The sequence below is a fragment of the Actibacterium ureilyticum genome, from assembly GCF_002285435.1.
GTDB lineage: Bacteria > Pseudomonadota > Alphaproteobacteria > Rhodobacterales > Rhodobacteraceae > Actibacterium_C > Actibacterium_C ureilyticum.
Window position 1 is genome coordinate 386,028 of sequence record NZ_NSBT01000024.1, and the last position, 15,001, is coordinate 401,028.

Below are 15,001 nucleotides of genomic sequence, written 5' to 3' on the forward strand. Positions count from 1 at the left end.
TTATTCGTTTTTCTTGAGGATTGGAACCGGCTAGATCAGGACCTGCGAAGACGGCAGCGTTGAACCGGCACGAAAGATACCGGGCAGGCGCCCCCTGCTGGGCGTCTTCGCACCCTTAACCGTCTGAATGGAAAGGACGACAGAATGAGCGCCGCCAAACCCCTGCTGATTGCATTTCTGACCGCGTCTGCTCTGGCCGGATGCTCGGCCGAAAAGACTTATGACAACACGGTCGACAGCGCACTTTTCGTGACCAAATCCGCGGTCAAGGTGACCGCTGGCGCGGCGAAACTGGCGGTCAAAGGCACCGGTGCAGCGGTCCGCGCGGTAAACGGCGGCGATGAATGACCGCCGGCGCGGGTGACCCCAAGCACCCGCGCCCGCCGGATCAAGCCTCGGCCTTGTCGTAGGCTTCGATGATCTTGGCCACCAGCGGGTGGCGCACCACATCCTTGGACGTGAAATAGTTGAAGCTGATCTGGTCGATCCCGTTCAGCAGGTTCTCGGCATCCGCCAGCCCCGACTGAACCCCGCGCGGCAGGTCGACCTGGCTGCGGTCGCCGGTGATCACCATGCGAGAGCCCTCGCCCAGACGGGTCAGGAACATCTTCATCTGCATCGTGGTGGCGTTCTGCGCCTCGTCCAGCACGACAAAGGCGTTGGAGAGCGTGCGTCCGCGCATGAAGGCCAGCGGCGCGATCTCGATCTTCTTTTCCTCGATCAGCTTGGCCAGCTGCTTGCCGGGCAGGAAATCGTTCAACGCGTCGTAAAGCGGCTGCATGTAAGGATCGACCTTGTCCTTCATGTCGCCGGGCAGATAGCCCAGCTTCTCGCCCGCCTCGACCGCGGGGCGCGACAAGATGATCCGGTCGACATGGCCACCGATGAACATGTTCACCGCAACCGCCACGGCCAGATAGGTCTTGCCGGTGCCCGCCGGGCCGATACCGAAGACAAGCTCGTTCTGGAACAGGTTGGTGACATAGGCTTTCTGCGCCTCTGTCCGCGGCTCGACCAGCTTCTTGCGGGTCTTGATCTCGACCTTGCCGCCCTGGAACAGCTCCATCTGGTCGCCTGCGCGCCCGCCGGTATCCTTGCCGGAATCGCCCAGCCGGATCGTGCCGTCGATATCGCCCGCATCGATCGCGCGCCCGGATTCGAGCCGTGCGTAAAGTTGTTCCAGAACCTGCGCGGCCTGATCGCGTGCCGCGTCTTCGCCAACGATGGCCAGCTGATTGCCCCGGCGCAGGATATGCACCCCAAGCTTGTGTTCGATCTGGGCCAGGTTGCGGTCGAATTCACCGCAAAGGTCGATCAGCAAACGATTATCCGGAAATTCCAGAAGCTTCTCATGCACGTCATCGCCGTGCGTCGGGGGGGTCAGAGCGCTGATGCCCAAAAACAACTCCGTTGGCTATATGTTCATAGATATGGTGGACCGCACCCGCATACAACGCAAGTGCTTGCTGATTTCTTTTACGAAACTGAAACAAAAAAGTGCGCAACGACGCGTCAGCTGCCCGAAATCGGGCAGTCGCGGTCCGGTCAGACCAACACGCCGCCCAGCGAGTTGGTGTTGCTTTCGACGATCTTCACCTGCGCGACCTGCCCCAGCAGGCTGGCATCGGCCTGAACATAGACCGCGTGCAGGTGGTCGGATTTACCCACCAGCTGCCCGTCCAGCCGGCCGGTTTTTTCGAACAGCACCCCCACGGTGCGGCCCACCATCGCGTCCTGCAACTCGCGCTGCTGGCGCGACAGCAGGGCCTGAAGCCGCTGCAACCGGTCGGATGCCTCGGCATCGTCGACCTGCGGACGTTCCGCCGCCGGGGTGCCGGGGCGGGTCGAGTATTTGAAGGAATAGCACTGGCCGTATTTCACCTGTTCGACCAGATCCAGCGTGTCGCGGAAGTCTTCCTCGGTCTCTTCGGGGAAGCCCACGATGAAATCGCCCGAGATCAGGATGTCGGGCCGCGCGGCGCGGATACGCTCGATCAGCCGCAGATAGCTGTCGCGGTCATGGCTGCGGTTCATCCGTTTCAGGATGCGGTTGCTGCCCGATTGCACCGGCAAATGCAGGTACGGCATCAGCTTGGGGCAATCGCCATGCGCCGCGATCAGGTCGTCATCCATGTCGTTGGGGTGACTGGTGGTGAAGCGGATCCGCTCCAGCCCGTCGATATCGTTCAGCGCCCAGATCAGGCGGGCCAGCGACCAATCGCCATCCGCCCCCGCGCCGTGATAGGCATTCACGTTCTGCCCCAGCAGGGTGATTTCCCGCACGCCGCGCTCGACCAGATCGCGCGCCTCGGTCAACACGCGGTCCACCGGGCGGCTGACCTCGGCCCCGCGGGTATAGGGCACCACGCAGAACGCACAGAACTTGTCACAGCCTTCCTGCACGGTCAGGAAAGCGGTCGGGCCGCGCTTCGCCTTGGGGCGGGATTTCAGGTGCTCGAACTTGTCTTCCTCGGGGAAGTCGGTGTCCAGCGCCTTGGCGCCCTGGCGCGTCTTCGCCTCCATCTCGGGCAGGCGGTGATAGCTTTGCGGGCCCACCACCAGATCGACCAGCGGCTGGCGGCGCATGATCTCTTCGCCCTCGGCCTGGGCCACGCAGCCTGCGACGCCGATCTTCAGGTCCGGTTTTTCCGCCTTCAGCCCCTTGAACCGGCCCAGCTCGCTATAGACCTTCTCGGCCGCCTTTTCCCGGATGTGACAGGTGTTCAGCAGGATCATGTCCGCGTCTTCGGGGGTCTGCGTTTCCACATAACCCTTGCCGCCCAGCGCCTCGGCCATGCGTTCGCTGTCATAGACATTCATCTGACAGCCATAGGTCTTGATATACAGCTTCTTGGGTTCGGACATGGGCGCGGTTCCTGATCTCAAGCCGCTCATCTACACAATCGCGGGGCGTCCCGCAACGCTTGCAATGGAGCGCGAATTCATCGAGTCTGCGCGAAATTCAACGGGCAGGTGGCGCACGGATGCAGTATGACGGGCTGGACAGGTTCCTGGCGGAGAATGCCGCGGCGCTGAAACGCGGGCCGGTCGCCATGATCTTTGTCGAGGACCCGGTCGAGGTCGCATCGACCATCCGTCACCACCTGAAGATCGGTTTTCCCACCCTTCTGGTGCTTGCCCCGCCGCAGATCGCGATCGACGAGGACCTGGCCGACCGCATCATCCGTATCGACCACATGCCCGCCGGCCCCGCATCCGTGGCGGCCAGCGTGAACGCGGTGATCGCGGCGGCAGGGTCGCAGTGGCTGTATTACTGTTTCAACGCCGAATACCTGTTCTTTCCCTATTGCGAGACACGCGCGGTTGGCGAATTGCTGGCCTTCCACACCGAGGAACGGCGCGATGCCATGCTGTGCTATGTCATCGACCTTTATGCCGGGGATCTGGGGCAGGCCCCGAATGCCGTGGCGCTGGGGGACGCGCATCTGGACCGGTCGGGCTACTACGCGCTGGCGCGCAAGGATGCCGACGCTGATTGGGCCGCGCTGGACCGACAGATGGATTTCTATGGCGGGCTGCGCTGGCGGTTCGAGGAGCACGTCCCGTGGGAGCGGCGCAAGATCGACCGGATCGCGCTGTTCCGCGCCAAGCCGGGGCTGACGCTGCGCCCCGACCACACGTTCAGCGAGCCGGAATACAACACCTATGCCTGTCCGTGGCACCACAACCTGACCGCCACGATCTGTTCGTTCCGCACCGCTAAGGCGCTGAAGACGAACCCCGGTTCGCGCGACGCGATCAGCACGTTCCAATGGCGCAGCTCGACCCCGTTCGAATGGAATTCCAAACAGCTTCTGGAACTGGGCCTGATGGAGCCGGGCCAGTGGTTCTAGGATCGGCCGACGCTTGAGATCGACCGCCGGAACTGCACCAGCGCCAGCGCAAAGAACGCCGCCCCCAGCCCGAAGGTCGCCAGGAATTCCGGCCAGACGATCCCGAACCCCGCCCCGCGGTGTACGATGGCCGTCGCGAAATCCAGATAGTGTCGCGAGGGCAGAAGCCAGGTGATGGGTTGCAGCCAATCGGGCTGGCTTTCGATGGGGCTCATCCCGCCCGACAGGATCATCATCGGCATGATCGTCATCATCAGCAACAGCGCGAATTGCGCCATGGTCCGCGCCACGATCCCCAGCAGGATGCCAAAGGCCGATGCCGCGAACAGATAGATCACCGTGCCCAGAAACAGCAGCCCGTGCTGGCCCTTCATCGGCACGTGCAACATATCCTCGATCACCACCAGCATCCCCAGCACAAAGCCCAGGAAGATCACCGCGCCATTGGCCAGCACCTTGGACAGGGCGATCTCGAAGGCGCGGACGGGCATCACCAACAGATGCTCCAGCGTGCCGTGTTCGCGTTCGCGGATGATCGCGGCGCCGGTCAGGATGATGGTGATCATCGTCAACTGATTCAGCAGGCCCAGGATCGACCCGAACCAGTAGGTGTTGCCATTGGAGTTGAACGCCCGCCGCACCACCAGGTTGACCGGGCTGTCATCCGTGGCGTCCGGCGCGACGACCTGCTGCGCCGCATCGGTCAGGATATTGACCAGATAGGCGGTACCGATCGACGCCTGCTGGGTCGCGGTCGCATCGACATTGATCTGGATCTCGGGCTGCCGGCCGGCGCGGATATCGGCCTCCAGCCCATGCGGCAGCACCACGATGAAAGTATAAAGCCCCTGGTTCATCGCCGTTTCCATCGTGCTGGCCGGGATCATCACCGGGCGCTGGAAATAGGGCGGATAAAGCGCTTGGGCCATGGCCCGCGACAGGGCCGAGCGGTCCTCGTCCACAAAGGCGACGGCGGCGTTGTTCACATCCTCGGCGACCGACTGCCCCTCCACATAGATGCCGGGGCCGAAGGCATAGAAGATGATCGCGATCAGCACCGCGTCGCGCAGAAGCGCGCGAAATTCCTTGGTGCAGAGCCACAATATGTTGCGTATCGACCGCATCCTCAGGGCTCCTGCTTTTTCAGCGCGGCCGAGCTGGCCAGCCACAGCGGCAGGCTGAACGCGATCAGGATCAGGATGTTGCCGCCCAGCTCGGCAAAGCCCAGCCCCTTGGTAAAGACACCCACGCTGGTTTCCATGTAATAGGTCGTGGGCCAGAAGGTGCCGATATTGCGCGCCGCCCCTTCCAGCGTCGACACCGGCTGCACCAGCCCTGAGAAATTGACCGTGGGCACCATCGCCAGAACCGCCGTGGCAAAGACCGCCGCGACCTGGCTGCGGGTGAAACACGACATCAGCATCCCCACCCCGGTCGCGGCGAACAGGTACGCCAGCGCCGCCAGGGTCAGCAGCACGCCGTCGCCCTTGAGCGGGACCCGGAAGATATAGACCGCCATCAGCACCATCAGCAGGAAATTCGCCATCCCGATCCCGACATAGGGCATCTGCTTGCCGATCAGGAATTCCAGCTTGCGGGTGGGGGTGACGTGGAAATTGGTGATCGTGCCGGTTTCACGCTCGCGCGCGATACTGACCGCCATCAGGATCGCCGGGATCAGCATCAGCAGAACCGCCGGGATCGACGGCGCGATGGTAAAGATCGTTTCCAGCGACGGGTTGTATTGATAGCGGGTTTCGATATCGACCACCGCCGAACTCTCCGCGCCGGGGTTCAGCGTGGACAGGTAAAGCGTGTGGCCGCTGTTCACATAACCTTCGATCGTGGCGGCGGTCGACGGGTTGGCGCCGTCGATCCAGGCCGACACGCCGGGCACATGCCCCGCCTTCAGATCGCGGCCGAACCCTTCGGGAATTTCGATGGCCAGCCAGATCTCGTTCGCGGCCATCCGTGCCTCGAGCGCGTCGATGCTATAGATGGGCGGCTCTTCGATGAAATAGCGCGAGCCGCTGAAATTGCTGAGATAGGCCCGGCTTTCGGGCGTCTGGTCCTGATCGAACACCGCGAAATGCAGGTCGTCGACATCGAAGGACAGCCCATAGGCGAAGATGCTGAGCAGGATCAGACTGCCCAGAAACGCGAAAGCCAGACGGATCGGATCGCGCAGCACCTCGGTGAATTCGCGCCGGCTATAAGCCATCAACCGCCCCAGCGCCCCGGGCGCGCGGCGCGCCGGGGTTGGCGCGTCCGTGGTCACGGGCTGGGCGGCGTGGCCCGTGTCCTGCCCGGTGGCGCGGGCGATCTGGTTGACAAAGGCCTCCTCCAGGTCGCCACCGCCATAGGTATCGGCCAGCGCCGTGGGCGTGTCACAGACCAGCACCTGCCCCGCATGCATCAACGAGATCCGGTCGCAGCGCGCGGCCTCGTTCATGAAATGGGTCGAGATGAAGATCGTCACCCGGTCATTGCGCGACAGGTCGATCAGCAGCTCCCAGAACGAATCCCGCGCCACCGGGTCCACGCCCGATGTGGGTTCGTCCAGGATCAGGATCTCGGGGCCGTGGATCACCGCCACCGCCAGCGACAGGCGCTGTCGCAGACCCAGCGGCAGCGCCCCGGCCAGATCGTGGCGATGGTCCTGCAACCCGAACCGGTCCAGCAGCGCCTCGACCCGTTCGGCGATGCGCGCGCGCGGCATCTCGAACAGCCGGCCGTGCAGCCACAGGTTCTGCTGGATCGTCAGTTCCTTGTACAGCGAGAAGGACTGCGTCATGAACCCCACCCGCTTGCGCGTGTCCAGATCGCTGGCATCCGCCGGGTGGCCCAGCACCCAGGCCTGACCGGCGCTGGGATCCAGAAGGCCGGTCAGCATCTTCATCGTGGTGGTCTTGCCGCAGCCGTTCGACCCCAGAAAGCCGAATATCTCGCCCCGCGGAATGGCGAAACTGACATCCTTGACGGCGGTGAAATCGCCAAATGTCTTGGTCAGCCCATGCGCCCGGATCGCCGGTTCGTCGCCATCGGCGGGCGGCGGCGGGATGACCAGCGCGCGCCGGTCCGCGCCGCCGGGCAAAAGCGCCAGAAAGGCGTCCTCCAGCGTGTCGGCCCCGGTCTGCGCCATCAGGGAGTGTGGCGCGCCACTGGCCAGCACCTGGCCCGCATTCATCGCGATCAGGTGATCGAAGCGCCCCGCCTCGTCCATATAGGCGGTCGAGACCAGAACGCTCATCCCCGGGCGTTCGGCGCGGATATCGTCGATCAGATCCCAGAACTGCCGCCGCGACAACGGATCGACCCCGGTCGTGGGCTCGTCCAGGATCAGGAAATCGGGATCGTGGATCAGCGCACAGCACAGGCCCAGCTTCTGTTTCATCCCGCCCGAAAGCTTGCCCGCGGGCCGGTCGATGAACGGGTCCAGCCCGGTGGCGCGCAGCAGCCGGTCGATCCGGTGGGCGCGCTCGGCCCGGCCCTGTCCGAAAAGCTTGGCGAAGAACTCCAGGTTCTCGCGGATCGACAGCTCGAAATATAGGTTCCGCCCCAGCCCCTGCGGCATATAGGCGATGCGGCTGTAGCACGACCGCCGGTGCTTCGCCCGGCCCATGTCGCCGCCCAGCACCTGCATCCCGCCGGTCTGCAACCGCCGCGCGCCCGCCAGCAATCCCAGCAGCGTGGATTTGCCCACCCCGTCCGGCCCGATCAGCCCGACCATGCCCCCCGCGGGGATGTCCAGCGTCACATCGTCCAGCGCGCAGACCTTGCCATAGCGGTGCGAGACACCGGAAATGCGGGCGACCGGGTCCATCCCGTCAGCCATCGGCGGGCGGCGTTTCGGGGATCAGGGTCTGCACCGCCTCGGGCCAGGGGGCACCGTCGGAATCCGACAGCCGGATATACGCCTCGCCGCGCATGCCGGTGCGGACATATTCGATATAGGTGGTGACCAGTTCCTGCGGCACCCGCAGCTTGACCCGGAACATCAGCTTGTCGCGTTCGCTGCGGGTTTCGATCTGGCGCGGGGTGAATTGCGCCTCGGGCGAGATGAAGCTGACATAGGCCGGGATCGCCACCGGCACCCCGTCCAGCTGTATCCGCGCCTCGGACCCCAGGCGGATCATGGCGGTCTGATCGTTGGGCAAAAAGACCTCCATATAGACCTGGCCGAAATCCAGCAGCGTCAGCAGACGCCCGCCCGCCGCCAACACCTCGCCCGGCTGGGCCAGTCGGTACAGCACCCGCCCCTGCACCGGGGCCGACAATTGCGCATCGTCGATCTGGGTCTGATACAGGTCCACCAGCGCGCGGGCGGCATCCGCCGTGCGTTCCTGCGTGTGCAGCGCCGCGATCGAGGCATCCAGTGCCGCAACGTTCGATTTAAGCTCTGCCGCGGCCTGATCCACCACCTGCTGCGAGGCGACGCCGCGCTCTGCCAGTCCGGTCGCGCGGTCGAATTCCTGCTGCGCCAGCGCCTGTTCGGACCGGCGCTGTTCGATGACGGCCTTGGCCTGGTTCACAGCCGAATCCGCGCTGTCGACATCGGCGCGGGCACGGTTCAGCTGCGCGGTCAGCTCGCGCACGTCCATCGCCGCCAGCAATTGCCCCTGTTCGACCAGATCGCCTTCCTGCGCCATGATCTGCGCGACCCGCCCGGCTGCCTTGGTCGACACATCCACCTGGTCAGCCTCGACCCGGCCATTGCCGGTGGCGAAACCGGCAGGCACGCCATTGCCGCCATTGACATAAAGCGACCAGCCGATCGCGGCGGCCGCCGCAACAAGAACCGTCACGACGATAAGGGGGCGCAGGCTCCGCATCTGGACCTCTCGATTCCTTGCTGTGATTCCATGCAAGGATATCTGCGCCCATTCGACGGCGGCAACCTTGATCCAGATTAAGAAACGTAAGGGAACCCGTGGCGCGGGATATCAGGCGCGGCGCAGCCGGATCACCACATCCACCTTGGCGATCTTTGCGCCCTCGGGCGCCTTGGGCAATTGGGCGATCTTGATCTCATGCGCGGGGGCATCGCTCAGCCGCCCCTCGTCTTCCCAGAAGAAATGCGGGTGATCGTGGGTCTTGGTGTCGAAATAGCTTTTCGAGCCATCGACCATGACCTCTTGCATCAGGCCCGCGTCGCAAAAGGCGCGCAAGGTGTTATAGACCGTGGCCAGCGACACTTTCTCGCCCGTGGCGCTGCTGGCCGCGAACAGGCTTTCGGCGGTGACATGCCGGTCGCAGCCATCGCCCATCAGCAAGGCCGCCAGCGCGACACGCTGCCGGGTCGGGCGCAAACCGGCCCCCGAGAGCCAATCGGTCCCCCGGCGCAATGCCGCCTGCGACATGTCATTGTTCAGCGTATCCAGTGTCATTGCCATGAATATAGGGCACTCTGCCGGTCGGTATCAAACAAAATCACACCCGCATCGATCACCGGCGGGTGACCGGGCGCTATTGCATGCGCGCAAAGCGCGATGTTACAGGATGGGCGAACGACGATAAAAGCGACAAAGGGGCGGGGCTGAATGGCCGACTATCCGACAAGTTTCGACAAAGACGATCTGCTGAAATGCGCGCGGGGCGAATTGTTCGGCCCCGGCAACGCGCAACTGCCCGCGCCGCCGATGCTGATGATGGACCGGATCACCGATATCTCGGGCGACCGCGGCGAACATGGCAAGGGCCATGTGGTGGCCGAATTCGACATCACGCCCGACCTGTGGTTCTTCGACTGCCATTTCCCCGGCAACCCGATCATGCCGGGCTGTCTGGGTCTGGACGGCCTGTGGCAGCTGACCGGGTTCAACCTGGGCTGGCGCGGCTGGCAGGGGCGCGGCTATGCGCTGGGTGTGGGCGAGGTCAAGCTGACCGGCATGGTCCGCCCCGACCGCAAGATGCTGACGTATAAGGTCGATTTCACCAAGGCCGTGCAGACACGCCGCCTGACCATGGGCGTCGCCGACGGTATTGTGGAGGCTGATGGAGAAGTTATCTATCAGGTCAAAGACATGAAAGTCGCGCTGAGCGAAAGCTGAGCCGGACCAGATCAAGGGAGAGCGCCATGCGCCGCGTCGTCATCACCGGAATGGGCATCGTCAGCTCGATCGGGAACAATGTCGAAGAAGTCACCGCTGCGCTGCGGTCGGGCAAGTCGGGGATCGTACCGGCCCCCGATTACGTCGAACACGGTTTCCGCAGCCAGATCCACGGCATGCCACAGATCGACGTGGCCGAACATGTCGACAAGCGTCAGCTGCGGTTCATGGGGCCGGGTGCGGCCTATAACTATATCGCGATGGAACAAGCCATTGCCGATAGCGGGCTTGAGGACAGCGATGTGTCGAACCCGCGCACCGGGCTGATCATGGGTTCGGGCGGTCCGTCGACCTCGAACTTCTTCAGCGCGCATCAGACCGTGATCGAAAAGGGCAGCCCCAAGCGGATGGGTCCCTTCATGGTGACGCGCTGCATGTCGTCGACCAATTCGGCCTGTCTGGCGACGCCGTTCAAGATCAAGGGCGTGAACTATTCCATCACCTCGGCCTGCACCACGTCGCTGCATTGCATCGGCAACGGGGTCGAGCAGATCCAGATGGGCAAGCAGGACATCGTCTTTGCCGGCGGCGGCGAAGAACTGGACTGGACCCTGTCGTGCCTGTTCGACGCGATGGGCGCGATGTCGTCGAAATACAACGACACGCCGGAAAAGGCGTCGCGCGCGTTCGACGCCAATCGCGACGGTTTCGTGATTTCGGGCGGCGGCGGTGTGCTGGTTCTGGAGGAACTGGACCACGCCCTGGCCCGCGGCGCCAAGATCTATGCCGAGGTCACGGGCTATGGCGCCACATCGGATGGCCATGACATGGTCGCCCCCTCGGGCGAGGGCGCGGAACGGTCGATGAAGCTGGCCATGGCCACGCTGGGCGACCGCAAGGTGGGCTATATCAACGCGCACGGCACCTCGACCCCCGCGGGCGACGTGACCGAGGTTCAGGCGGTGCGCCGCGTCTTTGGCGAAGGCAACGTGCCGCCCATCACATCGACCAAATCCGTGACCGGGCACTGCCTGGGCGGTGCGGGCGTGCACGAGGCGATTTACAGCCTGATCATGATGAATGGTGATTTCATCGCGCCCTCGGCCAATATCGAAACGCTGGATCCGGGCATCAACCCGGACGAGATCGCCACCGAATTCGTCGAAAACGCCGGGCTGGACACGGTGATGTCCAACAGCTTCGGCTTTGGCGGGACCAATGGCACCATCTGTATGAGCAAGTACCACGGGTAGAGGGACATGCCGGATTTGATGAAGGGAAAGCGGGGCCTGGTGATGGGCGTCGCGAACGAGCGCTCCATCGCCTGGGGCATCGCCAAGGCGCTGGCCGACGAGGGCGCCGAGCTGGCGTTTTCCTATCAGGGCGAGGCGTTCGGCAAGCGGGTCGAACCGCTGGCGGCCAGTGTCGGCTCGGATTTTCTGGTCGATGTCGATGTCACCGACGATGCGTCGATGGATGCGGCCTTTGCCGCGCTGAAGGACCGCTGGGGCACGATGGATTTCGTGATCCACGCCATCGCCTATTCCGACAAGAACGAGCTGACGGGGCGTTTCATCAACACCTCGCGCGAGAACTTCAAGAACTCGCTGGATATCTCGTGCTATTCGCTGATCGACGTGGCCAAGCGCGCGTCCGCGCTGATGCCCGAGGGCGGCACGATCCTGACGCTGACCTATCAGGGATCGAACCGGGTAACGCCGTTCTATAACGTGATGGGTGTGGCCAAGGCAGCGCTGGAAAGTGCCGTGCGCTATCTGGCCAACGATCTGGGCCCCGACGGTATCCGCGTGAACGCGATCAGCCCCGGCCCGATGAAGACGCTGGCCGGTGCCGCCATCGGCGGCGCGCGCAAGACATTTCGTCAGACCGAGGCTAACGCGCCCCTGCGCGCCAACGCCACGCTGGACGCCGTGGGCGGCACCGCCGTCTATCTGGCATCCGACCACGGTGCCTGCACCACCGGCGAGATCATCCGCGTCGATGGCGGCTATCACGTCCTGGGCATGCCGCAGCCCGAGAATTTATAGGGACGTTGAACTTCTGGGTGTCGAAGTACTCCGCATCGCAACCGAGCGAGTGGCTGAGACCAAGACTACTTAGCGGAGGCACCCTCTGGGGCGTCGTCGTAGATTAACGCCTTAAACGCCCGTTCAACTTCACGAAGTGGCTGCACCCACTCCTGATCTGCCTTGCTGAGACTCGGCCAATGGCCATTCAAACGCGCATCTGTATTTATGCCAAAAGAAATAACGAACCCAAGGTCGCTAGATCCGTCGACCCGACAAGTGTCCACCTCCCCTATATCAATTCTCTGATTTGATCTTAAGATACAGCGCACTGTGATCGGGTAACCTAAAAGCTTGAGATTTTCAGATGCCATTGGATTGAAGCCATGATCAATTGATCTTCGGAAGAATCCTTCAATTTCCGTTGGGTGGCGCTCATAGTCACCTTCGAGCAATTTATTTAGTTGCCTCTTATGAGAGGCTAGATTTGAAACCCTGGTTATAGTCAATCCTTGAATTTCATAGGTATTTTCACCATCCAGTATTACATTCATTATTTGAGAAGAAGGTGGTTGATGAATCGCAATTTGAGCCGCTTCAAAGGGATAAGAACCGAATAACCAAATACGCTCTACAGTACCGTCATCTCGCCTCGAGCCGCTGGTCACAACCCTTTCTATTCTTGGTGCAGACTGACCGACTAAGAACAGCCCGGGAAATACTGGCACTTCAAACGCGGTATCCCCCATATGTACGACGATCTTGTCGTCAATGGTGTATGGCCCGTGGCGCATTTCTGCATGCGCCGTGATGGTCGAGAATCCCAACACACTGAGCAAAGATGCGCTAAGCAGCCGAAGGCCACTCATTTTGCTCGGTCCTTTAGATACATTTCGGGCGTTTCTCGACACATTCTACCTCAAAAATGAACGCAACCCATGGCAGCAGCCCACCACAGCTTTGCCTTAGAACACAAGCACCAAAAAGCTTCGCTCTTACCCTTCCACCCGCCACAATGCCGCACCGCAGAAAGTCTGTGAATTCCCCGTTCTGGCCACGTTGGTGACGCATTCTTTGACGACATCCTCCGCATGACATTTGTATTCGCAGTTCTGTTGTGCCTGATCACGCTTTACACGCTTCGGGGCGGGTTGACCGCCACGGGCACTTTGGCGGTGTCGGGGTTTGATGGCCAGGGGATGGTCCTGGGCGCGCTGGCCTTTGCGGCGGCGGCCTATTTCTGGGGGCCGATGTACGGGCTGGCGATCGTCTTCTCGGTGATGATCCACGAATACGGCCACGTGGCGGCGTTCCGGATCTGTGGCCATGACGACGCGCGGTTCCGGCTGATCCCCCTGCTGGGCGGGGTGGCGATTTCCGACCGCGCCCCCGATACGCAGGGCGAGGATTTCTTCATCGCGCTGATGGGTCCTGCGATCTGTCTGGCGCCGATGATCCTGAGCTTTGTTCTGGCAGAGCTGCTGGCGCCGATGTCGATGGCGGTGTCGGAGTTCTTCTGGATCTTCGGCTCGGTCACGGCGGCGCTGAACTTCTTCAACCTGCTGCCCTTCTGGCCGCTGGATGGCGGGCGCTGCGTGCGCAACATCGCCTATGCGTTCTGGCCCGGCGCGGCGCGTGTGATGACCATCGGGATGAGCGCGGCCTTTGCCGCCGCGGCACTGGCGATGCAGTCGACCGTCCTGTTCTTCTTTGCGCTGATGGGGGCGCAAAGCGCCTTTGGCATGCGCGATCTGGACATGGTCCAGCGCCCGATGCGCCAACCGCAGGCGCTGGTGGCGCTGGGGGCCTATATCTTCACCGCTGCGGCCCATCTGATGGGGGGGCTGTGGCTGGTGGCGTGGTTTCTGTAACCGCCTCGTCGGCCAGATCGTCCCGGATCGACAGCATCCGCGCCCGGAACCCCGTGGCATCGCCGTAATCCACGAACCCGTCATAGCGGGCATGTGTCGCCGTCAGCCGGCGGGCATGTTTGATCGGGCACCAGTATTGTTCGGTCCGCGATGCGACCTCGCGGACATAGGCGATCAGCCCGTTGCAATAGCCGCAATAGATGCAATTCAGCTTTTGCAGCCCGTTCAGATAGGCCAGGTGCTGCCGGTCGATGGCGATGTAATCCGCGCGCCGGACCCGTGGAATACCGTAAACCCGGAAACAGACCGCGTGATAGACGCTGACGAACAGATCGAGCAGCGCGAAGGGGATGATCAGACCATAGATCAGCGGCGCGGTCAGGATCACCATCGGACGGGCGCGCGACAGGAAGGAAAGCCACCCCTCGCGCGCCTCGCGGTGGGCCTTGCGCATCTCGGCCTCGAACACGACGCGGCGCTTTTCAACCCGATAGCGGAACTGCGCGCGGCGTTCATCGACCTCCTGCTGGAAGGCGTTCTGAAGCTCGCGTATCTGCGCGCGCAGGGTCTCCAACCTGGATGACATGGCCCGGCCTTTCGCTGTCTGATCCCGGTGGATCAGATCACAGCGCGGCGGGCCGGACCATGATTCAGGTCAGGAAAGGATCTCGACCAGTTCGATCGCAAAGGTCAGGTCCTTGCCCGCCAGCGGGTGGTTGGCGTCCAGCGTGACCTCGGTCTCGGTCACGTCGGCGACGACCACGGGCATGACCTGGCCCTGAGGCGTCTGCATCTGCAGCTGCAAGCCGACCTCGACCGGGATATCGGCGGGGATCTGGTCACGCGGGATCGCCTGGCGGGCATCGGGGTTGTGCGCGCCATAGGCCTCGTCCGCCGGAACCTCGACCGTTTTCTTGTCGCCCACGGCCATGCCCGGCATGGCTTTGTCCAGGCCCGGAATGATCTGGCCCGACCCGACCGCGAATTCCAGCGGGTCGCGCCCGGCGGAGCTGTCGAAGGTGGAGCCATCGGCAAGGGTGCCGGTGTAATGAATGCGAACGGTATCGCCGGATTTGACCTGGGTCATCGCGTCTCTTTCTGTCATGGGGGGTGAATGGCAGAGGCTGCGTGTGCAGGTGCTCTGGAATGTGGCCCCACCCTAACGGTGATTGCCGCAAAGGGAAACCCCGGCGCCGGAC

General features: G+C 63.0%; 15 protein-coding genes. 6 read left to right on the plus strand and 9 right to left on the minus strand.

Translation table 11 applies throughout. The annotated features are described in order from the left end of the window. Positions 1–144: 144 nt before the first annotated feature. Positions 145–348, plus strand: coding sequence for a hypothetical protein (locus CLM60_RS07940; protein ID WP_095588619.1), 204 nt, complete (start codon positions 145–147; stop codon positions 346–348). Positions 349–388: 40 nt separating this feature from the next. On the opposite strand, the gene CLM60_RS07945 is transcribed toward CLM60_RS07940, so the two are convergent. Together CLM60_RS07945 and miaB are read right to left on the minus strand one after the other, a co-directional pair. Further along, the gene (locus tag CLM60_RS07945) at positions 389–1,399 is read right to left on the minus strand and encodes a PhoH family protein (protein WP_095588694.1); all 1,011 of its coding nucleotides are present in this window, start codon (positions 1,397–1,399) and stop codon (positions 389–391) included. Positions 1,400–1,545: 146 nt separating this feature from the next. Next, entirely contained in the window at positions 1,546–2,865 is a 1,320-nt protein-coding gene (gene miaB, locus CLM60_RS07950; RefSeq protein ID WP_095588620.1) for a tRNA (N6-isopentenyl adenosine(37)-C2)-methylthiotransferase MiaB, read from the minus strand. Between the two features lie 119 nt (positions 2,866–2,984). Here miaB and CLM60_RS07955 point away from each other — a divergent pair, with 119 nt between their 5' ends. Continuing rightward, positions 2,985–3,854, plus strand: a complete 870-nt coding sequence (locus CLM60_RS07955; protein ID WP_095588621.1) for a hypothetical protein — start codon at positions 2,985–2,987, stop codon at positions 3,852–3,854. Here the strand turns inward: CLM60_RS07955 and CLM60_RS07960 are convergent. The 4 genes from CLM60_RS07960 to irrA all read right to left on the minus strand — a co-directional run bounded on the left by CLM60_RS07960 (position 3,851) and on the right by irrA (position 9,241). Next, on the minus strand, positions 3,851–4,978 hold the full coding sequence (locus CLM60_RS07960) for an ABC transporter permease (RefSeq protein WP_095588622.1): 1,128 nt from the start codon (positions 4,976–4,978) through the stop codon (positions 3,851–3,853). The two genes, CLM60_RS07955 and CLM60_RS07960, sit on opposite strands and share 4 nt — an antisense overlap. A 2-nt stretch (positions 4,979–4,980) precedes the next feature. Then, positions 4,981–7,689, minus strand: a complete 2,709-nt coding sequence (rbbA, locus tag CLM60_RS07965) for a ribosome-associated ATPase/putative transporter RbbA (RefSeq protein ID WP_095588623.1) — start codon at positions 7,687–7,689, stop codon at positions 4,981–4,983. Then, positions 7,682–8,686 carry an HlyD family secretion protein gene (locus CLM60_RS07970; RefSeq protein ID WP_095588624.1) on the minus strand — a complete coding sequence of 335 codons (1,005 nt, stop codon included), beginning with the start codon at positions 8,684–8,686 and terminating at the stop codon, positions 7,682–7,684. The genes rbbA and CLM60_RS07970 overlap by 8 nt, the downstream gene beginning before the upstream one ends. Positions 8,687–8,797: 111 nt before the next feature. After that, the gene (gene irrA, locus CLM60_RS07975; protein ID WP_425427217.1) at positions 8,798–9,241 is read right to left on the minus strand and encodes an iron response transcriptional regulator IrrA; all 444 of its coding nucleotides are present in this window, start codon (positions 9,239–9,241) and stop codon (positions 8,798–8,800) included. Positions 9,242–9,394: 153 nt separating this feature from the next. Here irrA and fabA point away from each other — a divergent pair, with 153 nt between their 5' ends. Genes fabA through CLM60_RS07990 form a run of 3 tightly spaced genes read left to right on the plus strand, consistent with a single transcriptional unit; the run spans position 9,395 to position 11,952 of the window. Continuing rightward, entirely contained in the window at positions 9,395–9,904 is a 510-nt protein-coding gene (gene fabA, locus CLM60_RS07980; RefSeq protein WP_095588625.1) for a bifunctional 3-hydroxydecanoyl-ACP dehydratase/trans-2-decenoyl-ACP isomerase, read from the plus strand. Between the two features lie 26 nt (positions 9,905–9,930). Continuing rightward, complete coding sequence (gene fabB / locus CLM60_RS07985) at positions 9,931–11,157, plus strand: beta-ketoacyl-ACP synthase I (RefSeq protein WP_095588626.1); 1,227 nt, start codon at positions 9,931–9,933, stop codon at positions 11,155–11,157. Positions 11,158–11,163: 6 nt separating this feature from the next. After that, positions 11,164–11,952, plus strand: coding sequence for an enoyl-ACP reductase FabI (locus CLM60_RS07990; RefSeq protein ID WP_095588627.1), 789 nt, complete (start codon positions 11,164–11,166; stop codon positions 11,950–11,952). A gap of 65 nt (positions 11,953–12,017) precedes the next feature. Here CLM60_RS07990 and CLM60_RS20645 read toward each other — a convergent pair whose 3' ends face one another. After that, positions 12,018–12,800 (minus strand): hypothetical protein, encoded by a 783-nt coding sequence (locus CLM60_RS20645; RefSeq protein ID WP_141246482.1) that lies wholly within the window; start codon positions 12,798–12,800, stop codon positions 12,018–12,020. A gap of 222 nt (positions 12,801–13,022) precedes the next feature. Here CLM60_RS20645 and CLM60_RS07995 point away from each other — a divergent pair, with 222 nt between their 5' ends. Then, a complete protein-coding gene (locus tag CLM60_RS07995) occupies positions 13,023–13,802 on the plus strand; it encodes a metalloprotease (protein ID WP_095588628.1) in 780 nt (259 codons plus the stop codon). Here the strand turns inward: CLM60_RS07995 and CLM60_RS08000 are convergent. Beyond that, the gene (locus tag CLM60_RS08000) at positions 13,747–14,388 is read right to left on the minus strand and encodes a hypothetical protein (protein ID WP_095588629.1); all 642 of its coding nucleotides are present in this window, start codon (positions 14,386–14,388) and stop codon (positions 13,747–13,749) included. The genes CLM60_RS07995 and CLM60_RS08000 overlap by 56 nt on opposite strands. A gap of 69 nt (positions 14,389–14,457) precedes the next feature. Beyond that, entirely contained in the window at positions 14,458–14,889 is a 432-nt protein-coding gene (locus CLM60_RS08005; RefSeq protein ID WP_095588630.1) for an FKBP-type peptidyl-prolyl cis-trans isomerase, read from the minus strand. Positions 14,890–15,001: the final 112 nt, after the last annotated feature.